Origin of the sequence: Neisseria sp. P0020.S005 (genome assembly GCF_051957055.1) — a bacterium.
In the GTDB taxonomy this organism is placed as follows: domain Bacteria; phylum Pseudomonadota; class Gammaproteobacteria; order Burkholderiales; family Neisseriaceae; genus Neisseria; species Neisseria subflava_A.
This window is the reverse complement of record NZ_JBQCWV010000002.1, coordinates 153,685-177,179: the sequence shown is the minus strand read 5'-3', so window position 1 is coordinate 177,179 and position 23,495 is coordinate 153,685. Positions and strand designations below refer to the sequence as shown.

At 53.8% G+C, this 23,495-nt stretch carries 20 protein-coding genes; 16 read left to right on the top strand and 4 right to left on the bottom strand.

What is annotated here, in order from left to right:
• The first annotated feature begins 80 nt into the window (after window positions 1-80).
• From ACTHTU_RS02875 to ACTHTU_RS02855, 5 genes are all read left to right on the top strand, one after another.
• Window positions 81-1,340, top strand: coding sequence for a capsule biosynthesis protein (locus ACTHTU_RS02875; RefSeq protein WP_440361707.1), 1,260 nt, complete (start codon window positions 81-83; stop codon window positions 1,338-1,340).
• A 368-nt stretch (window positions 1,341-1,708) separates the two neighbouring features.
• Window positions 1,709-3,115 carry a tetratricopeptide repeat protein gene (locus tag ACTHTU_RS02870; RefSeq protein ID WP_440361706.1) on the top strand — a complete coding sequence of 469 codons (1,407 nt, stop codon included), beginning with the start codon at window positions 1,709-1,711 and terminating at the stop codon, window positions 3,113-3,115.
• 217 nt (window positions 3,116-3,332) lie between these two features.
• Window positions 3,333-4,547, top strand: coding sequence for a sodium/glutamate symporter (gltS, locus tag ACTHTU_RS02865; RefSeq protein WP_293207813.1), 1,215 nt, complete (start codon window positions 3,333-3,335; stop codon window positions 4,545-4,547).
• A 105-nt stretch (window positions 4,548-4,652) separates the two neighbouring features.
• Complete coding sequence (locus tag ACTHTU_RS02860; protein ID WP_440361705.1) at window positions 4,653-5,672, top strand: lysozyme inhibitor LprI family protein; 1,020 nt, start codon at window positions 4,653-4,655, stop codon at window positions 5,670-5,672.
• 54 nt (window positions 5,673-5,726) lie between these two features.
• Window positions 5,727-6,722 carry a S49 family peptidase gene (locus ACTHTU_RS02855; protein ID WP_440361704.1) on the top strand — a complete coding sequence of 332 codons (996 nt, stop codon included), beginning with the start codon at window positions 5,727-5,729 and terminating at the stop codon, window positions 6,720-6,722.
• A 191-nt stretch (window positions 6,723-6,913) separates the two neighbouring features.
• On the opposite strand, the gene pdxA is transcribed toward ACTHTU_RS02855, so the two are convergent.
• On the bottom strand, window positions 6,914-7,915 hold the full coding sequence (pdxA, locus tag ACTHTU_RS02850) for a 4-hydroxythreonine-4-phosphate dehydrogenase PdxA (RefSeq protein ID WP_440361703.1): 1,002 nt from the start codon (window positions 7,913-7,915) through the stop codon (window positions 6,914-6,916).
• A gap of 158 nt (window positions 7,916-8,073) precedes the next feature.
• Entirely contained in the window at window positions 8,074-8,604 is a 531-nt protein-coding gene (locus ACTHTU_RS02845; protein WP_440361702.1) for a cytochrome b, read from the bottom strand.
• 233 nt (window positions 8,605-8,837) lie between these two features.
• On the opposite strand from ACTHTU_RS02845, the gene ACTHTU_RS02840 reads away from it, so the two are divergent.
• The 10 genes from ACTHTU_RS02840 to waaA all read left to right on the top strand — a co-directional run bounded on the left by ACTHTU_RS02840 (window position 8,838) and on the right by waaA (window position 19,198).
• Entirely contained in the window at window positions 8,838-10,367 is a 1,530-nt protein-coding gene (locus ACTHTU_RS02840) for an ABC transporter permease (protein WP_440361701.1), read from the top strand.
• 114 nt (window positions 10,368-10,481) lie between these two features.
• Entirely contained in the window at window positions 10,482-11,045 is a 564-nt protein-coding gene (locus ACTHTU_RS02835) for a hypoxanthine-guanine phosphoribosyltransferase (protein WP_440361700.1), read from the top strand.
• Between the two features lie 57 nt (window positions 11,046-11,102).
• A complete protein-coding gene (locus ACTHTU_RS02830) occupies window positions 11,103-11,531 on the top strand; it encodes a PTS sugar transporter subunit IIA (protein ID WP_049335776.1) in 429 nt (142 codons plus the stop codon).
• Between the two features lie 49 nt (window positions 11,532-11,580).
• Complete coding sequence (locus ACTHTU_RS02825; RefSeq protein ID WP_004519098.1) at window positions 11,581-11,850, top strand: HPr family phosphocarrier protein; 270 nt, start codon at window positions 11,581-11,583, stop codon at window positions 11,848-11,850.
• A complete protein-coding gene (gene ptsP, locus ACTHTU_RS02820) occupies window positions 11,850-13,613 on the top strand; it encodes a phosphoenolpyruvate--protein phosphotransferase (protein WP_440361699.1) in 1,764 nt (587 codons plus the stop codon). The genes ACTHTU_RS02825 and ptsP overlap by 1 nt, the downstream gene beginning before the upstream one ends.
• 526 nt (window positions 13,614-14,139) lie before the next feature.
• The gene (locus tag ACTHTU_RS02815) at window positions 14,140-15,255 is read left to right on the top strand and encodes an ABC transporter substrate-binding protein (protein WP_440361698.1); all 1,116 of its coding nucleotides are present in this window, start codon (window positions 14,140-14,142) and stop codon (window positions 15,253-15,255) included.
• Between the two features lie 117 nt (window positions 15,256-15,372).
• Entirely contained in the window at window positions 15,373-16,419 is a 1,047-nt protein-coding gene (locus tag ACTHTU_RS02810; protein WP_049332949.1) for a FecCD family ABC transporter permease, read from the top strand.
• 10 nt (window positions 16,420-16,429) lie between these two features.
• Window positions 16,430-17,197 (top strand): ABC transporter ATP-binding protein, encoded by a 768-nt coding sequence (locus ACTHTU_RS02805; protein WP_440361697.1) that lies wholly within the window; start codon window positions 16,430-16,432, stop codon window positions 17,195-17,197.
• A gap of 168 nt (window positions 17,198-17,365) precedes the next feature.
• Window positions 17,366-17,797, top strand: coding sequence for a plastocyanin/azurin family copper-binding protein (locus tag ACTHTU_RS02800; RefSeq protein ID WP_314591531.1), 432 nt, complete (start codon window positions 17,366-17,368; stop codon window positions 17,795-17,797).
• 138 nt (window positions 17,798-17,935) lie between these two features.
• Entirely contained in the window at window positions 17,936-19,198 is a 1,263-nt protein-coding gene (gene waaA / locus ACTHTU_RS02795) for a lipid IV(A) 3-deoxy-D-manno-octulosonic acid transferase (protein ID WP_440361696.1), read from the top strand.
• A gap of 347 nt (window positions 19,199-19,545) precedes the next feature.
• On the opposite strand, the gene ACTHTU_RS02790 is transcribed toward waaA, so the two are convergent.
• A complete protein-coding gene (locus ACTHTU_RS02790; RefSeq protein ID WP_440361695.1) occupies window positions 19,546-21,555 on the bottom strand; it encodes an OPT family oligopeptide transporter in 2,010 nt (669 codons plus the stop codon).
• A gap of 247 nt (window positions 21,556-21,802) precedes the next feature.
• On the opposite strand from ACTHTU_RS02790, the gene ACTHTU_RS02785 reads away from it, so the two are divergent.
• The gene (locus ACTHTU_RS02785; RefSeq protein WP_440345042.1) at window positions 21,803-22,807 is read left to right on the top strand and encodes a quinone-dependent dihydroorotate dehydrogenase; all 1,005 of its coding nucleotides are present in this window, start codon (window positions 21,803-21,805) and stop codon (window positions 22,805-22,807) included.
• Window positions 22,808-22,864: 57 nt separating this feature from the next.
• Here ACTHTU_RS02785 and rnhB read toward each other — a convergent pair whose 3' ends face one another.
• Window positions 22,865-23,458 carry a ribonuclease HII gene (rnhB, locus tag ACTHTU_RS02780; RefSeq protein WP_440345048.1) on the bottom strand — a complete coding sequence of 198 codons (594 nt, stop codon included), beginning with the start codon at window positions 23,456-23,458 and terminating at the stop codon, window positions 22,865-22,867.
• Between the last annotated feature and the right edge of the window lie 37 nt (window positions 23,459-23,495).

Sequence of the window (23,495 nt, the reverse complement as noted above, 5' to 3'; positions counted from 1 at the left end):
TTTGCATCGTTAATACGCTTGGCGTATGCTTGAAAGTTCAACCTAAAACTATTACATAAAAAACAAAACCACATTGCGACATGAAACAGACCGTCCTCCAAAACAACCTGCAAAACCTGCTCGAAAGCACAGAAAATATCCTGCTACTTCAAGGTCCTGTCGGCAATTTTTTTCTGCGTCTTGCCGACTGGCTAACTGCAAACGGCAAAACCGTACATAAATTCAACTTTAATGCAGGCGACGACTATTTTTATCCGCCCACTCAAGCGCATACCGTTGTTTTTAACGACAGCTACGATGCCTTTCCTGAATTTTTGCAAGAATACATCGCTCAACATCACATCCAGGCCGTTGTCTGCTTTGGCGACACACGCCCTTATCACATCATCGCAAAACGCATTGCAAACGAAAACCAAGCCAGTTTCTGGGCGTTTGAAGAAGGCTATTTCCGCCCCTACTACATCACCTTAGAAAAAGACGGCGTCAACGCATTTTCCCCTCTGCCACGCCGTGCCGACTTTTTTCTTGAACAATTCCCTAAGCTTGCCCGGCAAGAATATGAAGCGCCAACGCCGGTACGCGGCGGGTTTACGCCCATGGCAAAAAACGCCATCCGTTACTATATCGAATTGTTCCGCAATCCACGCAAATACCCCGACTACATCCACCACCGCGCGCCCAATGCCGGCCATTACCTCAAACTGTGGTCGCTCTCCATCCTCAAGCGTTTGAACTACTATATTGAAGACATCCAAATCGCCAAACGTGTGGAAGCAGGCAAATACGGCAAGTTTTTTATTGTTCCTCTGCAGGTATTCAACGACAGCCAAGTCCGTATCCATTGCGACTTTCCCAGCGTCCGCAGCTTCCTGCTCCATGTTTTGAGTTCATTTGCCGAGCACGCGCCTGCCGGTACCAACATCATCATCAAACATCATCCGATGGATCGTGGCTTTATCGACTACTGGCGCGACATTAAACGCTTTATCAAAGAACACCCCGAACTCAAAGGCCGCGTGACTTACGTCCATGATGTCCCCCTGCCCGCTTTCCTGCGCCATGGCCTCGGCATGGTCACCATCAACAGCACCAGCGGCCTGTCCGGACTGATACACAATATGCCTGTCAAAGTGCTCGGCCGTGCCTATTATGATATTCCCGGCATTACTGACCAAAATACCTTGGCAGAATTTTGGAATCATCCGACACCGCCTGACAAAGAGCTGTTCCATGCCTACCGAATGTACCACCTCAACGTGACCCAAATTAACGGTAACTTCTACAGTCAGGTCTTTTTTCCTCACAAAAACACATCCGACTCTTCCACACCGACAACCTGACTTAGTGAAGGAAAAGTTCAGGCCGTCTGAAAAACATTTCAGACGGCCTGAAGCAAACAATATCTTAGCTACTACCATGTAAATAAAACATAAAAACTGCATTTATCATTAACAATAAATTACAAAGACAGTATAATAACTAAGCTGTCATAAAAGCATACCAACTCAAGCTGAGGCCTTAATAACACACAAAATATGGATGTACTCCCAGGCAAAACAATATAACAAGCCAAACATCCTAAAGATAAGCCAGCAAGGCAATACACTTTACAAAACTGTGGCGAGCAATATTTTTACAAAACCCTCAACCGGTATCGTCGCCCATATGCCACAGCATCCGTCTTCCACTTTATATCCGCCCGCAAACCATGACCGCCGCTCCTGATATCCTCTGCCGGCAAGCCGCCGCCCTTTTGGAACAATCCAATACCGCCCAAGCCCTGCCACTGCTGCAACAGGCCGCAGAGCAGGGTTATACGGAAGCTGCTTTTGTATTGGGCAATCATCTGCTGCAAAATGGTCATCCGGAGCAGGCACTTCCATGGCTGGAAGCCGCCGCGGCCCAACGCCATCCCAAGGCACTCTTTATCCTGCTGCAACAACGCCAACACAACGGCACTCCAACCGGACAGCTTCTTAACGACTACACCTGGCTGGGTGAGCAAGGTCATCTTGAAGCCCAATTAATCCTCATGCGTTACCACGCGCAGCGCAACGATCCACAATCCCTTTACTGGGCGGAACTTGCTGCCGCCCGATATGCCGCGCCTGCATATTACCATCTGGCACGCCATCATCAACGCCAAGGCGACGTTACAATAGCCATCGAACAATACGAAAAAGCGGCCGCGCTCGGCGTAACTGCTGCCTGCTGGCAACTCGGTCAAATCTACTTCTACGGCACAGGTATCAACCCAAACCACGCACAAGCCGAACAATACCTCGAACAAGCCGCACAAGCCGGCCACATCGCCGCACAAACCCTGCTGGCCGACCTTCTTGCCGCCCAACGCAAACCCGAAGCCTTTGAATGGTATCGTCGTGCCGCCGATAAGGAACACGCGGAAGCACAGGCCAAGCTGGCCCAATACGCCCTGAACGGCGAACTTTCCGAACGCGATCCGTTCCAAGCGGCGCACTATGCCAAAGCCGCTGCCGAGAAAGACTATCCTGAAGCCCTAAAAATCATGGGCGACCTCTACCGCTACGGCCTCGGCATCAAAGCCGACAACCATATCGCGCATGATTACTACCACCGGGCCGCCGCGCTAGGTTCCGCCGCCGCGGCACAAAAACTCATCAGCGACGCCGCTCTTTACCATCCGCAACAATACGAACAAATCAAAACTGCCGCCCTACAACAGCAACAAACCGAAACCATCTACCGTTTGGCGGAAGCACAAGCCCACGCCATCGGCCGTCCCGCCGACTACAATGCCGCGCGCAAAAATTACATGGAAGCTGCCGAGTTCCACCATAAAAACGCGGCGGCAGCCTTAGGCCGCATCTACCATTACGGCCTCGGCACAACGCAAGACCCTCGGGCGGCTGCACACTGGTACGCCATCGCTGCCGAACAGAACCACCCTTCCGCCCAATACCACCTCGCCTGTTTTTACTATCACGGGCAAGGTGTCGGCTGTCATGTTCCGACCGCCTGCTACTGGTTGCAGGCCGCCATCAGCAACGGCCTCACTTCGGCCGAATCTTTAACATCCCTATTAGAACAATGGCGCCGCGAAGCACATCATGCCATCGGACAAAAGGCCGTCTGAAAAGATTTACACTCGCATTTTTTGACAATCTTTAACTATTCCCCTAATATTTGCCAGTTATTTTTCACGGACACGTCATTGTTTTCATTTCTTTCTGAAAACACCTTGTCCGCGCATCAATACCATGACACTCGGCGGATAACGCCAAGCGTTGAAACACACTACATCCGGAACAAAAACGGATGCTCGGAAAAACATTTCTAGGAGGTGAAACAACATGGAATGGGAATTCAACAGTTATTACACACTGATTGCCGCCACGCTCGTGTTGCTGGTTGGTAAATTTCTGGTTCAAAAAATCAAATTCTTAAGAGACTTCAATATTCCCGAGCCGGTCGCCGGCGGTTTGATTGCCGCTATCGTCCTGTTCGCCCTGCACGAAGCCTACGGCGTCAGCTTCAAATTTGAAAAACCGCTGCAAGATGCGTTCATGCTCATCTTCTTCACATCCATCGGTTTGAGCGCCGACTTCTCCCGTTTGAAAGCGGGCGGTTTGCCTTTGGTTATCTTTACCGCCGTGGTGGGTGCATTCATCATCGTCCAAAACTTCGTCGGTGTCGGCTTGGCGAGCGCATTGGGCTTGGATCCGCTGATTGGCCTGATTACCGGTTCGATTACCCTGACCGGCGGTCACGGTACTGCCGGTGCATGGGGTCCTGACTTTGAAAGCAAATTCGGCCTGACCGGCGCAACCGGCTTAGGTATGGCTTCTGCAACATTCGGCCTGGTATTCGGCGGTTTGATCGGTGGTCCTGTTGCACGCCGTCTGATCAACAAATTGGGCCGTAAACCTGTCGTCAAAACTGCCAAATCCGACGACAACGATGCTGCCGACGACATCTTCGAACAAGCACAGCGTACCCGCCTGATTACTGCGGAATCTGCTGTCGAAACCCTGGCTATGTTTGCCGGCTGTTTGGCATTTGCCGAAATCGTGGATGGCTACGACAAAGCCTTCTTCGACTTGCCTAAATTCGTATGGTGTCTGTTTGCAGGTGTGGTCATCCGCAATGTCCTGACCTCAGCCTTCAAAGTCAATATGTTTGACCGCGCCATCGACGTATTCGGTAACGCTTCCCTGTCACTCTTCCTTGCCATGGCTCTTCTGAATCTGAAACTGTGGGAGTTGACCGGTCTGGCAGGTCCTGTGACCATCATCTTGGCCGTACAAACCGTTGTGATGATTCTGTACGCCACTTTCGTTACCTACGTCTTCATGGGTCGCGATTACGACTCTGCCGTATTGGCGGCAGGCCACTGTGGCTTCGGTTTGGGTGCCACCCCGACCGCCGTTGCCAACATGCAGTCCCTGACCCAAACCTTCGGCCCGTCGCACAAAGCCTTCCTGATTGTACCTATGGTCGGTGCGTTCTTCGTTGACTTGCTCAACGCCGCCATCCTCTCCGGCTTTGTCAGCGTCATCAAAGGCTGATACATCTGACATAGAAAAGCACTTGCCGCATTTACTTGCTGCAAGTGCTTTTGTTATGATAGGCACGTCAGGCCGTCTGAAAGGCCGTCATCTTCAGGAGTACCTATGTACAAAAAAACCGCTTCCGTATTGATTTTAAGCACGATTCTTCTTGCCGCATGCAGCAAAGAAGAGCCGAAAGCCGCGCTTGATTGCGCCCAACCGGCCACCCTGCAAAACATCCGTACCACCATCGAAGACACCCTCAAACAACAAGCGCGCTCCTTCGCCCGCAACGACAACCGCCAATTCGTTGATGCCGACAAAATCATCGCTGCCGGCCTCGAATTAGAAACCCTGCTTGAAGACCCAAAAGAAACCGAAGACAACGGTAAAGCCATCTGCCGCGCCAACCTCAAAATCCGCATTCCCGACACCATCCTCAAAACAGCCATAGACAACAGCCCGCTGATTTACGGCAACACCCCGTTGTCCGACATGCTCGAACAAAAACTGATGGGCAGCAACCTGACTTTTGAAAACAACACGTTCAGCACCACCCTGCTCTACACACCAGACAAAGACGGCAAACTGGTTCTCGAAGACAACACCCTGAGCACCACAGCCCAAACCCTTTCCGCCACCCTGCTGCCCTACGGCGTGAAAAGCATCGTCATGATAGACGGCAAGCCTGTATCCAAAGAGCAGGCCATCAAGCTGCTGCAAAACCCAAATACGGAAGAGCCGCCGACTGTTAATCCGCAAGACATCCTTGAAAACAACGCCGCCAGCCAAGCTGTCGGCTTGACTGATGATGACAATTCAGACTACGAAGTCCTGCGTCCTGACCGTGAAACTCCGCGCAACGAGCCGCCCGGCCTCAGCCAAAGCGAACTCGACAATGCGCGTGCGCAAAACCGTCAGGCAGACGGCGAGATCAACGACCTTTGGGGCGGCATGGACAGCGATGTCAAACAACAAATCCTCGGCGAACAACGCGCCTGGATTCAAAGCAAAAAACTCAACTGCCAACAAGCCGCCGCGTCCGCAGACAACGCCGCACAAGCAGAATACCTGCGCCTGCAGTGTGAAACACGCATGACCCGCGAACGTACGCAATACCTGCGCGGCTATTCCATCAACTAAAACCGATAAGGCCGTCTGAACATTCAGACGGCCCACAAGAAAGCACATCACATCATGCAATACCGAATCCACCGTGAAGGCGATGCCCAAAACACACCCTCTTCAGCCTCCACCCCCGTCGACAACTGGGAGCGCAACACCCTGCGCGAAGTCCTCCTCGCCGCCTACCAAGAACAGCGCCGCGCCCGCATTTGGCGCAATATCTGGCGCGGCGTCGCCGTCCTCATCTTCCTCAGCCTGATCTTCGGCCTTGCGGAAGAAGAAGGAAAAACCACGAGCATCCATGCACGCGGCGAACACACCGCCGTTATCGACCTGACCGGCGAAATCGGCAACGACATCGACGACCAAGTCCAAATCCTGCGCGACAGCATGGAAGCCGCCTACAACAACGGCAACGCCAAAGCCATCATCATTCGCGCCAACAGCCCCGGCGGTTCGCCTGTCGTGTCCAACACCGCCTTTAACGAAGTCCGCCGCCTCAAAGCCGAACACAAAGACATCCCTGTTTACCTCGTTGCCGAAGACATGTGCGCTTCCGGCTGCTACTACATTGCTGCCGCAGCCGACAAAATTTACGCCGACCCTTCCAGCATTGTCGGCAGCATCGGCGTGATCGGCGGCGGTTTCGACTTTACCGGCCTGATGGACAAAGCCGGTGTCAAACGCCGTCTGAAAACCGCCGGCAGCAACAAAGGCATGGGCGACCCTTTCACGCCTGAAACCCCGGCACAAACCCAAATTTGGGAAAGTATGTTGGGCGATATCCACCAAGAATTTATCAAAGCCGTCAAACTAGGCCGCGGTGCAAGGTTGAAAGACAAACAGTATCCCGATGTTTTCAGTGGACGCATCTACACCGGCAAAGAAGCCAAACAGGTCGGCCTGATTGACGACTTCGGCAGCATTTACAGCGTTGCCCGCGATGTTGTCAAAGCCCCCGAGCTGGTCAACTACACGCCGCAAGACGATTTCAGCAAAATGCTCAGCCGTCGCTTCGGTGCGGAAGTGAAGGCCAAAGTCAAAGAAACTTTGTCTGAAATTTGGTAAACCAAAAAACTAAAAGGCCGTCTGAAACCCAAAATATGGGGTTTCAGACGGCCTTTTTTATATGATTTTTAAAATAAAACGCTGATTATTGTCCAAACATCCATCGGCTTCATCAAATCGGCAGGCAGATGCTCCCTGATGATGCTGTTACAGGAACACATTACGCCTGCGAACGATTAAACCTTCACGCTTCAGACGGCCTGCTGCATATTGTGCGCCATATCAAGCGCGGCGCGGACGGCGGTAATCAGGCTGCCGGAATCGGCTTTGCCCGTGCCTGCCAAGTTCAAGGCCGTGCCATGATCGACGGAGGTGCGGATAAAGGGCAAGCCGAGGGTGATATTCACACCTTCGCCGAAACCGGCGTATTTGAGCACCGGCAGTCCTTGGTCGTGATACATGGCGAGGACGGCGTCGGCATCTTTGAGCAGGAAGGGTTGGAACACAGTATCGGCCGGATAAGGGCCGCGTGCGTCTATGCCTTCGGCCTGCAGGGCATGAAGCGCCGGAATAATGGTGTCGATTTCTTCGTGTCCCAAATGGCCGCCTTCGCCCGCGTGGGGATTGAGGCCGGTAACGAGGATGACCGGTTTGGCTATGCCGAACTTATGGCGCAGGTCGTGTTCAAGAATGCGGACAACCGACTTGATTAAAGGCTTTGTGATGGCGGCGGAAATATCTTTCAGCGGCAGATGAGTGGTGACCAATGCCACACGCAGGCCGCCGCCGGTCAACATCATGACGACCTGTTCGGTATGGCTTTTTTCGGCGAGGTATTCGGTATGGCCGCTGAAAAAGCCGTTGCCTGCGTGGGCATCGTTGATGATGCCTTTATGCAGCGGCGCGGTCACCATACCGGCAAACAGGCCGTCTGAAATGCCCTGATACGCCGTATCCAGCAGCCGGAGCACATACGCGGCATTGGCAGGATTGAGTTCGCCCGCCCGACACTCGGCATCTAAAGGAATATGCAGGACTTCAAGTTCGCCCTTGGGCAACGGATCAGCCGCTTGGGCTTGGAAGTCGCGCAGGATGACGGATTTGCCGAGCTGTTCGGCCCTTTGCGCCAACAGGTTTTTGTCGCACAAAACAACGGGGCGGCAAGGAAGGTCGGCGAAAGCCAAATCAAGGCAGATGTCGGGGCCGATGCCGGCCGGTTCGCCGGAGGTGATGGCGAGAATGGGAGCAGTCATGGTGTTTCTCGGTATGGTTTACAGTATTTGGACAACAGTCAGGCAAAATGCCTGCCCTACTTTTTTCAGATTAACACAAATACAAAAAGGCCGTCTGAAAACAGTTTGACTAAGCAGAAACTGTTTTCAGACGGCCTTGGTTGTTTACCGTTTTACACTTAAGAACGACGGCCGATCATGCGGTACAAAACGTCGTGGCCTTGAATGCGGTGGACAACAACCATGACAATGTGGCCGGCGACAAGCGCAAAAAGCAGCCAGCCGAGTTTGCCGTGCGCCATATTGCCGAGGTTGGACATCCATTCGATTTTCTCTGGCGAACCCTGCATCACTTGGACACCGAATACTTTCAATGGGCCGCGACCGCCGCCGTATTGGCGGATCATGCCGATAACGGGAACGGCAAGCATGAGGACGTAAAGGGCAAGGTGGCCTGCTTTGGCGGCAAAGCTGTCGGCGGCAGGACGTTTGGATGCATTAAGCAAGGCCCAAACAATGCGCACGGCAATCACCAGCAGCGTGATGAAACCGATGGATTTATGTACGCCGAAGAGCGATTTGACCCATTCTTCGCCATCGTAGATGGTCCAAACGGTAATGGTGGAGAGGATGCCGATGAAACCGAGTACGGTCAGCCAATGCAACGCGCGCGCGACGGCATCGTAGGTTTGTGGGCGTGTAGCGGTCATAATGTTTCCTTGTTTTTGATTTGTTTGGTTTTTTGAATCGGCGGCATTGTAACAAAAATGCCCAACCAATTATGTTGCCTTTTTGAAGAGATTTCGTAAATGTTTGGAAAATTTGAAGAAATGGCGGTTTTATCCGCAAGGCTGCCCAGACCGTCTGAAAACAAGGGCAGGAATACCACCTTCTATGCCGAACTCGGGCTAAAATAGGCGTTTTTATTCTCGGGTACGCATCGATGCAGGTTTGGATTCGGCGGTTTGCGCTGTTGCTTCTGCCTTTAGGTTTCTTGGCGGTCATGGTGGCCGCGCCTTTGCTGTCGCTGGCGTTTTACGACGGCGAAGGCGCTTGGGCGGAAGTGGTGGCTGATGACTATATGCGCCTGCGCTTGGGCTGGACAGTGGCGCAGGCAGTTTTGACCTGCGTATTGGTCACGGCTTTGGGCGTGCCTGCGGCGTGGGTGCTGGCACGGATGGACTTTTCCGGACGGCGCACGGTTTTGCGCCTGCTGATGCTGCCTTTTGTGATGCCGACTTTGGTGGCAGGCATGGGCGTGCTGGCCTTGTTTGGCGCACACGGTATGCTGGCGGCAGGTTGGCAGGATACGCCGTGGCTGCTGATTTACGGCAACGTGTTTTTCAACCTGCCGGTTTTGGTGCGCTCGGCGTATCAGGGATTTGTGCGTGTACCTCAGGCGCGGTTGCTGTCGGCACAATCTTTGGGCGCGGACGCGTGGCGGCGGTTTGTCTGGGTCGAATGGCCGGTGGTGCGCGCGTGGGTTGCCGGTGGTGCGTGTCTGGTATTTTTATATTGTTTTTCAGGCTTCGGGCTGGCCTTGCTGCTCGGCGGCGAACGTTTTGCAACAGTGGAAGTGGAAATCTACCGGCTGGTGGCGTATGAGTTGGACATGGCGCGTGCGTCGGTGTTGGTGTGGCTGGTGCTGGCGGTTACGGCGGCGGCAGGCGGTTTGTATGCGTATTGGAGCAGGCGCGTGGCTGTGGATAAGTCGGTCTCGCCTTTGCCTCCGCGTGCGCCGATATGGGCTTGGGAAAAATGGCTGACGGCAACAGTATTGGCCATGTTGGCAGTGTGCTGCCTGCTGCCTTTGGCGGCGGTGTGGCTCAAGGCGGTATCGGCAGGCTCTTCGTGGGCAGTCTTGCTGGAAGCGCAGACTTGGGCGGCGGTGTGGAACACCGTCCGTTTCTCTGCGGCTGCCGTGGCGGCGGCGACGGTATTGGGCGTACTGTATGCGGCGGCGGCACGACAAATGGCGTGGTTGCGCGCGCTGATGTTTTTGCCGTTTATGGTGTCGCCCGTGTGCATTGCGTTCGGCGTTTTACTGCTCTATCCGCAGTGGACGGCTTCGCTGTGGCTACTGACGGCGACTTACGCGCTGTTGGCGTATCCGTTTGTGGCCAAAGACGTACTGGCCGCATGGGACGGTTTGCCCAAAGATTACGCGGCGGTGGCGCGCACCATGGGCGCAAACGCTTTTCAGACGGCCTGTTATGTCACCGCGCCTTTATTGAAACCGGCTTTGCGGCGCGGCCTGACTTTGGCTTCGGCAACGTGTATCGGCGAATTTGCGGCCACATTATTCCTGTCGCGTCCCGAATGGCAGACGCTGACCACTTTGATTTACGATTATCTCGGACGCGCCGGTGCAGACAATTACGGACGGGCGATGGTGTTGACGGCAGTATTGACCGCTTTGGCTTTAACGGCATTTTTGCTGGTGGACGAAGCGGAAGGACAAAAGGCCGTCTGAACGTGGTCGGCTCAACCCCCCTTCACTTTCACTACACTATTGCCGCGCCTTGTATCGAAAATTGATTGAATCCGCTATATAATTTGTTTTTAAACGCACTCAACACGACCTATCATGACCAACTTAGAAACCAAACGCCTTGAAACCCAAGCCATGCTGGACAATGCCGACTTGCTGTTTGACCAAGAACAATGCCGCGCGGCCTTGCAAAAAGTTGCTGACGACATCACCCGCGACTTGGGCGACAAATACCCCCTGCTCTTGCCTGTCATGGGTGGTGCGGTGGTGTTTACAGGGCAGCTGCTGCCGCTGTTGCGCTTTCCTTTGGACTTTGACTACGTCCACGTTTCACGCTACGGCGACAAGCTCGCAGGCGGCGCGTTCAACTGGAAACGCATGCCCGACCCCGAGCAAATCAAAGGCCGTCATGTAGTCGTTTTGGACGACATTCTGGACGAAGGCCACACCATGGCCGCCATTCAGGAAAAACTGTTGGAAATGGGCGCAGCAAGCTGCCGTGCGGCCGTATTTGCCAACAAACTGATCGACAAAGAAAAACCAACCAAAGCCGATTATGTCGGTTTGGACGTACCCAACCGCTACGTCTTCGGCTACGGTATGGATGCCGCCGGCTGTTGGCGCAATCTCGGCGAAATCTACGCCTTAAACAATAAATAAAACAAAGGCCGTCTGAAAAATTTTCAGACGGCCTCAACCCCATGCTAGGAACACATCATGATAGGTTTGTTAATCATTACACATGAAACCATAGGTGAAGCCTATCGCGGTTTGGCCGACCATTTCTTTCCCAACGGCTTCCCCGAAAATCTCCACATCCTCGGCGTACAGCCCGACGAAGATCAAAACGACATCATCAACAACGCCATCGCCGCGTTGCAGGAATTTCCCAACAACCGCGGCGTGCTGATCATGACCGACATCTTCGGCGCAACCCCGTGCAACGCCGCACGCCGGCTGGTGCGCGAAAACAAATCCGCCATCCTGACCGGCCTCAACGCCCCGATGATGATTAAAGCCATCCAATACTCATCACAAGCCGAAAACCTCTCCGACTTCACCGAAACCGTCAAAGAAGCCGCCATCCGGGGCATTTTCGCCATTACATCCGCACCTGAAGACCTGGTGTGCAAAGAACACGGCTAAGGCCGTCTGAAAACATTCACTTTACGAACATTACATTTAGGGGACATCCATGCTCAAACAAGAAATCGAAATCATCAACAAACTCGGCCTGCACGCGCGCGCTTCCAGCAAATTCACCCAAACCGCCTCCCAATTCCAAAGCGAAGTCTGGGTCACCAAAAACGGTAACCGCGTCAACGGCAAAAGTATCATGGGCCTGATGATGCTGGCCGCCGCCAAAGGCACCGTGATTGAGCTGGAAGCAGAAGGCGCAGACGAAGCCGCCGCCATGCAGGCGTTGACCGACCTCATCAACGACTACTTCGGCGAGGGCGAATAATGAGCATCGTCCTACACGGTGTAGCCGCGGGCAAAGGCATTGCCATCGGCCACGCCCACCTCATCACGCGCGGCACGGCGGAAGTCCCTCAATACGACATTGATCCCGACAAACTCGATGCCGAAGTTACCCGTTTCGACAACGCCATCAAAGCCACGCGCAAAGAATTGGAACAGCTGCGCGGCGCAATTCCCGAAAACGCCCCGACCGAATTGGGCGCATTCATCTCCCTGCACCTGATGCTGCTGACCGACGTCACCCTCTCGCGCGAACCCATCGACATTTTGCGCGAGCAGAAAATCAACGCCGAATGGGCATTAAAACTGCAAAGCGACAAGCTCGCCGCCCAGTTCGACAGCATCGACGACGACTACCTGCGCGAACGCAAACAGGACATGCTCCAAGTCGTCCGCCGCATCCACAACAACCTTGTCGGCCAAAGCAACGAAATCAACCTCACCGGCAACCTGCTTGACGACACCGTCCTCATCGCGCACGACCTCTCGCCTGCCGATACCGTACTATTCAAAGAGCAGCACATTACTGCCTTCGTAACCGATGCCGGCGGCCCGACCAGCCACACCGCCATCTTAGGCCGCAGCCTCGACATCCCGTCCGTCATCGGCCTGCATAACGCCCGCAAACTCATTACCGAAAACGAAATCGTCATCGTCGACGGCATCAACGGCGTCCTCATCATCGATCCCGACGAAGTCGTCCTCAACGAATACCGCCGCCTCGCTCGCGAATACCGCAGCCACAAGCGCGAACTCAACAAAATCAAAAAAACCGCCGCCACCACGGCCGACGGCATCAACATCGAACTTTTGGCCAACATCGAATCCGCCGAAGACATCAAAGCCCTGCACAACTTCGGCGCAGACGGCGTCGGCCTGTTCCGCAGCGAATTTCTTTATCTCAACCGCGACAACATGCCGACCGAAGACGAACAATACGAAGTCTATGCCGGCATCGTCAAAAAACTCAAAGGCAAAAACATCACCATTCGCACCGTCGATTTGGGCGTCGATAAAAATCCGCGCTGGTTCGGCCAAAACAGCACGCCCAACGGCAGCCTCAACCCCGCGCTCGGCCTGACCGGCATCCGCCTGTGTCTCGCCGAGCCGGTCATGTTCCGCACCCAAATGCGCGCCATCCTCCGCGCCGCCGCCCACGGCCCCGTGCGCATGATGTGGCCGATGATCACATCCATTTCCGAAGTGCGCCAATGCCTTATCCATCTGGACACGGCCCAACGCCAGCTGACCGAACGAGGCGAAACCTTCGGCCCGGTCAGCATCGGCTGTATGATTGAAATCCCGTCCGCCGCCATGACCGTCGGCAGCATCCTCAAGCTCGTCGATTTCATCTCTATCGGCACCAACGACCTGATTCAATACCTCTTGTCGGTCGACCGTGGCGACGACAGCGTCAGCCACCTTTACCAACCCGGCCACCCTGCCGTCCTCAAAACGCTGCAACACATCATCCGCACCGCCAACCGCATGGAAAAAGGCGTATCCATCTGCGGCGAAATGGCCGGCGATACCGTCTTCACCCGACTGTTACTCGGCATGGGCTTGCGTCGCTTCTCCATGAACCCCAACAACCTGCTTTCGGTTAAAAACATCATCCTGCACAGCCACACCGGCCATCTCGAAAACGATGCCGCCAAAATCCTGCGCTGCGAAGACCCGGAAAAAGCCGAGAAACTGATTAAAATCCTCAACCAAAGCGAACAGGCGGAATCACAGGCCGTCTGAAATTCACAAAATATCCGAAACCGACACAAGGGCGTATTGAACACGCCCTTTTTATTTTTCCCCATTTTGGGTTGACACCCGATTTCCCTCAGATCTTCCCTATTTCGCCATTTCAAAAACCAACCTTTTTCACTTTTCCCAAACACTGCTTACAGGCCGTCTGAAAAATATAGGGCGCAAGTGAAATAAAAGTTTTTATGCCCACACCAAAGGCCGTCTGAACCCTGATTGCAAGGTTTCAGACGGCCTTGTTTTCAACCGAATACCTTTTATTTTTTTGCAATAAAAAAAACCCTTTACCTATCCATTCCAGCTACTGCCCACTATGCTTTAGGTACCCCATATCATTCCTTTTTACTAGGTCTTCAGCACACCCAAGCCCTATATAAACACTATCCCTTCGTTTTAATGATGAAACTTTTTATTTCGAAATATGTCTACTCACTCGTTCACTTGAAAAAAGATTCAATACCTTGTAAATTTATAAAAAGATAGTAATTATCATCATATTTTAAAGGAATGATTCATGAGATTTACGCAACTTTCTGCTTTGATTGCCGCCGCAGCTTTATCAATCGGCTCCGTATCCGCTTTTGCCAAACCCGTTCAGCTGACCGATATCCTCGGCCGTAAGGTAACTGTCGACCTGCCTGCCAAGCGCGTGGTGTTGGGCTTCTACTACCAAGACTACATGGCCATCGGCGGCAAAACCGCGCTGGACAACGTCGTTGGTTTTTCCAAAGCAGTTTGGGCCGACTGGGCGCCGCCAAGCTGGGCAGCATTCAGCAAAGCCGTGCCTAAACTGAATCAGCTGACCGACGTGGGCGAAGTGGAAGTCGGCACTTTTTCGATTGAGAAAGTATTGGCGCTGAAACCTGATTTGCTGGTTTTGGCCGAATGGCAATACAAGGCTTTGGGTTCCGATCTCGACCGCATCAACAAAGCCGGCATCCCCATCGTCGTGTTGGACTACAACGCGCAAACAGTGGCCAAACACGTTCAATCGACCAAACTCATCGGTACATTGACCGGACAGCAGCAAAAAGCCGACAAACTGGCGGCGGATTACAAACGCGTTGCCGACACCATCCAAGCGCGCGTGCAAAAAGCCAACCTGCCCAAGCCTAAAGTCTATATCGAGTTCGGCAACAAAGGCCCTGCCGAACACAGCGTTACCTTCGGCAAGAGCATGTGGGGTTCGATGGCGACACTGGTCGGCGGCAACAATATCGCCGCTTCTACGGTCGAATTCTACGGCCCGATCAATCCTGAAAAAGTCCTCGCCGCCAAACCCGACGTGATCGTGATTACCGGCCGCGAAACCGAATTGAAGAAAAACCCTGCCGCCATGGTCATGGGCTGGGGCATTCCAAAAGCCGAAGCGGAAAAACGCTTGGCAGGCTTTGCCAAACGCGCCGGCTGGGCAAACCTACCTGCGATTAAAAACAACCGCCTCTACGCCGCCTACCACGCTAACTCGCGCACGCTGTCCGACAGCGCATCGATTCAGTTTATGGCCAAAGCGATTTATCCGCAGTTGTTTAAGGATTTCAACCCTGAGAAGACCTATATGGACTTCTACCGTCAAAACCTGCCTGTTGTACCAAATGGTACGTTCTACCTCTATCCGAAAGGACAATAAGGTAATTTAGATTTTCAGACGGCCTTTTAAATCGGAAGGCCGTCTGAAATTTTTACGGAAGAAAAAGGCAAACCTGTTTCTCCCCTTTCACAACACTCTTTTTTAAAGGTTTGAAACATGAATGATTCGGTTGTCGCCGAGATTGTGAAAAACCAGCGCAAGTTGGAAGGCAAGCGTTGGTTGATTGTGTTGATGTTTTTAGTCATCGCAGCGGTCAGTTTCCTATTCGACATCGCCACCGGCCCTGCGATGACGGACACGCTGCCCGTCGGCGAAGTGGTCAATGTTTTGCTGGGCAAACCCGAAGTCGATGAAATGAACCGCCTGATTGTGATGGATTTGCGCCTGCCGATTGCGGTGATGGCCTTGGTGGTCGGCGCGGCTTTAGGTGTCGGCGGTGCGGAAATTCAAACGCTCCTGAACAACCCGATGGCCAGCCCTTATACGCTGGGCTTGGCGGCGGCGGCGGGTTTGGGCGCGTCAGCGGTGATTGCGTTCGGCGGTTTCGGGCTGCCTGAAACGGTCGCCGTTCCCATCGGCGCGTTTGTGATGACCATGCTGGCTTCGGGCATCTTGTTTCTGTTTGCCTCAGCGCGCCGCTTCAACTCGGCGATGTTGGTGCTGGTGGGGATTGCGCTGTTGTTTCTGTTTCAGTCGATTTTGTCGCTGATTCAGTTTATCGCCGCGCCTGAGATTTCGCAGCAGATTCTTTTTTGGCTGTTCGGCAGCCTGACTAAGGCGACTTGGGAAACGGTCATCGTTACGGCGGCGGTTACGGCGGTATGCGTGTTTCTGCTTTCGCGCGATGTGTGGAAGCTGACTGCGCTGCGCTTGGGCGAAGAACGCGCCGTCGGGCTGGGCATCAATCTGCAATTTTTGCGCCTGAAAACGCTGGTATTGGTGGCGGTGATGACGGCGACGGCCATCAGTTTTGTCGGCGTAATCGGCTTTATCGGCTTGGTTGCGCCGCATGTGGCGCGGATTCTTTTGGGCGAAGACCAACGTTTCTTCCTGCCCGGCGCGATGCTGGCGGGGGCGGCGTTTTTGTCGGTCGCCAGCGTGTTGTCCAAGGTGATTATTCCGGGTGCGCTGTTTCCGGTGGGCATCGTTACGTCGTTTGTCGGCGTGCCGTTCTTCTTCTGGATTGTATTAACGAAACGATAGGCCGTCTGAAATGTTGAAACTTGAAAATGTCCATATCCGGCGCGGCGATTATGTCGTCGCTGACAGTATCGATTTGACGCTGGAGCAAGGCAAAGTCTATTCCGTGCTCGGCCCCAACGGCACGGGCAAATCCTCGCTGATGAAAACGATTTTCGGCGAAGTGGCGCACAAAGGCACCATCCGCTACGGTGACGAAGTGTTGAGCAAAATCCACCTGCAAAGCTGGCGCAAACGCATAGGCTATATGCCGCAGGACACCGCCGCCGAGGCCTCGCTGACCGCACTGGAAGTCGTGTTGCTTGGCCGCATGGACGCGCTGCACATGCACGTCGGCGACGAACTGCTGCACGAAGCCGCAAGTATCATGGCGGAGCTGGGCATCGGCCATCTGGCGCACCGCGACGTCATGCGGCTTTCCGGCGGACAGCGGCAGCTCGTCATGTTTGCCCAAGTCATGCTGCGCCGTCCCGAAATCCTGATGCTGGACGAACCGGTCAGCGCGCTGGATATGCGCCACCAGCTCAATCTTTTGGAACGCGTGGTGCAATACACGCACGAACACAATCTGGTTACGCTGATGGTGTTGCACGATTTGAGCCTCGCCGCGCAATTTTCAGACGGCGTGATTCTGCTCGGCGAAGGCAAAGTACAGGCGCAGGGCGCGCCGCAGGACGTATTGCAGGCGGACATAATCGGCAGGCTGTATAAAGTGGACATCGAGCTTTTATACTGCAGCAAAGGCCTGCCCGTTATCCGCCCGATGCGGAAGAGTGCGTAACTTAACCGCTCCTGCAAATGTCGGATTTGAGCATCCGGCCTGCAAACTCCCTGCAACTTATCCCCTCTCCTGCGGGAGAGGGTTAGGGAGAGGGCGGTAAGCCCAAGGCTTGCCTCTCCGACTCATCAGCCCGCCCCATATTTTTTATCCTTAGAAAGGACTTTCTCCATGAAAAAATCCCTCTTCCTCCTAATGCTGACCGCTTCCCTCGGCGCATACGCCGCCAACCACGAAGTCAAAATGCTCGACAACGGCAAAGACGGCAGCATGGTGTTCGAACCCGGCTACGTCAACGCCAAGGTCGGCGACACCGTAACCTTCAAAGCCGCCAACAAAGGCCACTGGGTGCAAAGCAAAGCCCTGCCCGACGGCGTTGCCGACTTCCTCTCCGAAGACGGCAAAGACTTCACTCTCAAACTCGACAAAGAAGGCGTATACGTCTATACCTGCCCGCCGCACCGCATGATGAACATGAGCGGCGTGATTCAGGTCGGCAAACCGGTGAACAAAGCCAAAGCGCAAGCCGTTGTCGATGAAATGGAAAACCGCGCCATGCAAAGCAAAGGCCGTCTGAAAAAATACATGGCGCAAGTGAAATAAACGCGTTTATACCTGTATTAAAGGCCGTCTGAAACCTTTCAGACGGCCTGTTTCCTTTGCGTAAAACACGCATCAAAGCTATATCTTCCGTTTCAGTTTCCGATAAAATAGGCCTATTCCGACACAAGACCCGTAAGCATGATACGCCGCCTTTACGCCACGCTGTGGCACCTCGCCCCCTTCCTGATCCGCCGCCACCTGCGCCGCCGCGCCCTCAAATCCCCAGCCTATCTCGAGCATTGGGGCGAGCGTTTCGGGCAGGCGTATCCCAATCCTGTACAACACTCGATTTGGATACACGCCGTATCCGTCGGCGAAACGCGTGCGGCCGAACCTTTGGTGCAGGCATTGCGCCGCCATTTTCCCGACTCGCCGTTTCTGATTACCCAAATGACGCCGACCGGCCGCGCCACCGCGCAATCCCTGTTCCCCGATGCGCAATGCCGTTACCTGCCTTACGACAAATCCGAATGGGTCGCCCGATTTTTAACCGAACACCGCCCCATCTGCGGCATTTTGATGGAAACCGAAATCTGGCCCAACCTGATGCACGGCTGCCAAGAAGCAGGCATTCCCCTCTTTTTGGCCAACGCGCGCCTCTCCGAAAAATCCCAACGCGGCTACCTCAAAATCCGCAAGCTGGTCGAGCCTGCCATGCAGACCCTCTCCGGCTGCTTTGCCCAAACCGCCGCCGATGCCGAACGCCTGCACCTTATCGGCGCGTCCAACGTCCACGTCTGCGGCAACACCAAATACGACATCGCGCCCCCCGACGACTTGCGCCCGCTTGCCGTCGCCTTTAAAGAACGCATCGGCGCACGCCCTGTCGTTGTCTGCGCCAGCACGCGCGTGTACAAAGGCACAGACGAAGCCGAACTGCTCCTCAAAGCATGGCAGGGCTACCGCGGCAATGCCTTGCTGGTCATCGTACCGCGCCACCCTGAAAACTTTCAGACGGCCTACGATACCGCCAAATCGCTTGGTTATACCGTACAAAAACGCAGCGACGGACAACCCGTTTCCCCCGATACACAGGTTTGGATAGGCGACAGCATGGGCGAGCTTGCCGCCTACTACCTCAGCGCAGACATCGCCTTCGTCGGCGGCAGCCTCGTCGATGCCGGCTGCCAAAACATCATCGAACCCATCTCCTGCCACGTCCCCACCCTCTTCGGCTACTCCAACTACAACTTCGCCCAAGCCTGCAAAGGCGCAGTCGAAGCCAAAGCCGCCGTCCGCGTCGAAACCGCCGAAGCCTGGTACAGAACCACGCGCCAATACCTCGACGACGAAACGCTGCGCCAACAGCTGATCAGCCACACCAAGCAATTCATTTCGCAACACCAAGGCGCCAGTGCCAAAATTGCCAAAGCAATTGCAGATTGTTTGAATCAGCGTTAAACAATAAAAAACCGCCCGTTCATGACAAACAGGCGGAAACTGAAAAACAGTTTTTTGTTTTCAGCCGTTTAATTGACTAAGAGTAGGAACAGGGTTAAGATAATCTTCACGACTGTTCGCAGTCTCAGCCATGAACGACCCGTGCGAGTGGTATGTTTCATGATTGAAACCATCCTTTCTAGGGCGGTTTCAGCACAAAGCCCCACTGCAATGGGGCTTTTTTGCTACCAGCCCCGCGATAATTATACCCAAACTTCCTAAAATCATTCCAAACAAATTTCCACTAAAAAGGCCGTCTGAAACCCCAATTTTTTGGGTTTCAGACGGCCTTTTCTCAACCTACAAACTTAACGTCCTGCTTTCAACACGCGGCGTGCAAACACGAACATACCGAAAACAAAAAACGCCAAGCCCAGCCATTTGGCGGCCGTATCCCAGTTTTCCAAGTTCAGGGCCAAAGGTGCATCCGAACCGCCGTTGGTTACGGAGAAAGCGATGATAAACGCCATAATCACACCAATCAGGCTCTCGCCGACAATCAAACCAGCAGAGAACAGCGTACCGATACGCTCCGCATTTTTCAGACGGCCTTCACGGTTTTCTTGACGGCGGGCGATAACGGATTTCAACACCGCCGCTAATACCGCGCCGATCACAATCGGCATATTCACAGACGGCGGCAGGTAAATGCCCATGCCCACGGCCAATACCGGCAAAGCACGCTTGCCGCCGGAAGATTTGCGCAATGTGAAATCAACCGCAATCAACGCCACACCAATGGCCACGCCGGTGAAAATATAATCCCATTGCAGATTGTGCGAGAAAATACCTTGGGCGATGGTGGTCATCAAAGTTGCCTGAGGCGCGGCAAGGGCTTGAGCCGCATCCATGCCTTCACGCGGCATCGCGCCGGTAAAGCCGTAGGCTTCATACAAAAGCTCCAATACAGGAGAAATCACCACGGCACCGACAACGCAGCCGATAATCAGCGCAACCTGCTGTTTCCAAGGTGTCGCTTTTACCAGATAACCCGTTTTCAAATCCTGTAGGTTATCATTGGAGATCGAAGCCACACAAATCACAGACGCGCCGCAAAACAGCGTCAACGCCAGCAGGAATTTGCGGTTTGCCTCATCCGCCATCAGGCCACCGGATTCGCCGACCAACAGCAACACCAGCGAAATGATAACGATAGAGACAATGCCCACACCCGAAATCGGGCTGGAAGACGAACCGACCAAACCGGCCATATAACCGCAAGCCGCGGCCACTAAAAAGCCGATAATCGAAGCCAGCAGCGTACATACAACCACCAACAGCCAAGCCAAACCACCGGAAATATGCGAGTCGCCGATAAAGTGGAAGAAAGACACGCCCAACACCAGCATCATCGCCAACACCCAGGCAATCATCGCCTTAGGCGACAAATCCTGTTCCGTGCGTTCGGTCATCTGCGCACCGCCGAAATTGCGGAAAGACAGGCGCATACCCTCGACTATCGGTTTCATCAAAGTCAAAAGCGTCCAAATAGCCGCAATACCGATCGTACCCGCGCCGATAAAACGGACTTTTTCCTTCCACAAAGACATCGCAAAAGGAATCATCTCCATATCGGCAGGTTGCGGAATATGTGCCGACAGATAAGGTACGGCCACACCCCAGGCAATCGAGATACCCAGCAAAATCGCGATACCGCCGGTCAGGCCGACCAAATAACCCGCGCCCAACAAAGCCAGCGAAAAGCCCATCGGCACTTGGAACACCGACGCGCCGCCTTTAAACCAAAAGCTCGCGCTGTCCGCCACCACGCGCAAACCGCTTGCGCAGAAGCTCATCAAACCCGCCAGTGCGCCGCCCGACACCAATTCCTTGATACCGCTGCCGCCTTCCTGCTGGTCCGCATCATGGTCGCCGACCTTCAAAATCTCGGCCGCCGCTACACCTTCCGGATAAGGCAAATCACTCTTCACCACCATCGCATAACGCAAAGGCACAGTGAAAATCACGCCCAAAATACCGCCGGACATACACAGCAGCGTAGTCTGCCAAAACGGAAAGCCCGCCCAATAACCGGCCATCAGCAAACCCGGCAGAATAAAAATAATACTGGAGAGCGTCCCCGCGGCCGAAGCCTGAGTCTGCACCATATTATTTTCCAGAATATTGCTGCCTTTAAAAAACTTCAAAACCGCCATCGAAATCACCGCAGCCGGAATCGAAGACGCAAAAGTCAGGCCCACCTTCAAGCCCAAATACACATTGGATGCTGTAAAAATCACCGTAATCAACGCGCCGAGTATCATCCCCCGCAGCGTCAGTTCACGGAAATTCGCATAAGGATCAACCGCCTGTTTCATAAAAATCTTCCTGTATCAGGTAAACAATCAAATCAAAACTTTTCAGACGGCCTTTTGATACATCCATCTGGCCGTCTGAAAAGCCTCTCTTTTACCATTTTAATGAACTATCCGACTACACGCAAAACCCTATTTATTTTCATTTGACGCCAAACCATAAAATCATATCGATACAGACGTTTGGGGCAGTTTGACGGTTTCAGGTAGAATAACGCCAAATTCATCAACCGTTCAGAAAGCCGCCACCATGTATTCACTCGTCCGCCCTATCCTGTTCCGTTTCGATGCAGAAAAAGCCCATCATTTCACGCTCAACAGTTTGCGTTCTATCGAAAAACTCGGCCTGCTGCCCAAGGTGGACAGCAACACCCGTCCAACCGAGCTGATGGGTTTGCAGCTGCCCAATCCGGTCGGCTTGGCGGCAGGTTTGGACAAAAACGGCGAGTGTATCGATGCGTTTGCCGCTTTGGGTTTCGGCTTTGTCGAAATCGGCACGGTAACGCCCAAGCCGCAGCCGGGTAATCCGCAGCCGCGCCTTTTCCGCGTTCCCGAACACCAAGGCATCATCAACCGCATGGGTTTCAACAACCACGGCATCGACGCGATGATCCGCAACATTGAAAACAGCCGCTTTAAAGGCATTTTGGGCATCAACATCGGCAAAAATGCCGTTACGCCGATTGAAAACGCGGCCGACGATTATCTGATTTGCTTGGAAAAAGCCTACGCCCACGCGAGCTACATCACAGTCAATATTTCCTCCCCCAATACGAAAAACCTGCGCGCCTTGCAGGGCGGCGATGAATTGAGCGCCTTGTTGGAAGCCTTGAAAAACAAACAGGCGCAACTGGCGGCCGTGCATGGCAAATATGTGCCGCTGGCGGTCAAAATCGCGCCGGATTTGGACGAAGCGCAAATCGACGACATCGCCCATGTGGTCAAATCTGTGGAAATGGACGGCATCATCGCCACCAACACGACCATCGACAAATCAAGCTTGGGCAGCCATCCGCTCGCAGGCGAACAAGGCGGCTTGAGCGGCTTGCCCGTACGCGAGAAAAGCAATCAGGTGTTGAAACTTTTGGCGGAACGCATTGACGGCAAGCTGCCGATTATCGGCGTAGGCGGCATTATGAACGGCGCGGACGCGGCAGAAAAAATCCGCTTGGGTGCCAGTGCGGTTCAGGTGTACAGCGGTTTGATTTATCGCGGCCCTGAGTTGATTAAAGAGTGTTTGGCTGCGTTGAAATGATACTTTCCTAAAAAACAAGGCCATCTGAAATCTTTCAGACGGCCTTTTGATATGCTTTCATTCTTCAAACAGATTGCCTTGTGCCAATAAGGTTTTGACCGGTGCGAAATCGTGGCGGTGTTCCGGCAATACGCCGTATTGTTTCAACGCGGCCAAATGTTGCGCCGTGCCGTAGCCTTTGTGCCGGTCAAACCCGTATTGCGGGTAACGTTTCGCCAATTCATACATTTCTGCGTCGCGCGCGGTTTTGGCCAAAACCGAAGCGGCGGAGATTTCAATAATTTTGCTGTCACCTTTGACCACGGCTTCAGCAGGGACATTCAAATCTTTCGGCACGCGGTTGCCGTCTATCCACACTTTGTCGGGAGTGACCGACAGCCCCTCGATTGCGCGCTTCATCGCGGCCATGGTTGCGTGCAGGATGTTCAGTTGCAGGATTTCGTCGGGGTCGGCAAAGGCAATGCTCCACGCAACCGCCTGTTCCTTAATCATCTGCGCCAACATATCGCGCTTTTTTTCGCTCAGTTTTTTTGAGTCGGTCAAACCCGGCAGGTCAAAATGTTCTGGCAAAATCACTGCCGCCGCAAATACGCTGCCGACCAAAGGGCCGCGTCCCGCTTCGTCCACGCCTGCGCTTAAAACCGTCGCCATTTCTTCACCGCCTGTCTGATTCAAAGCCGCCATTATA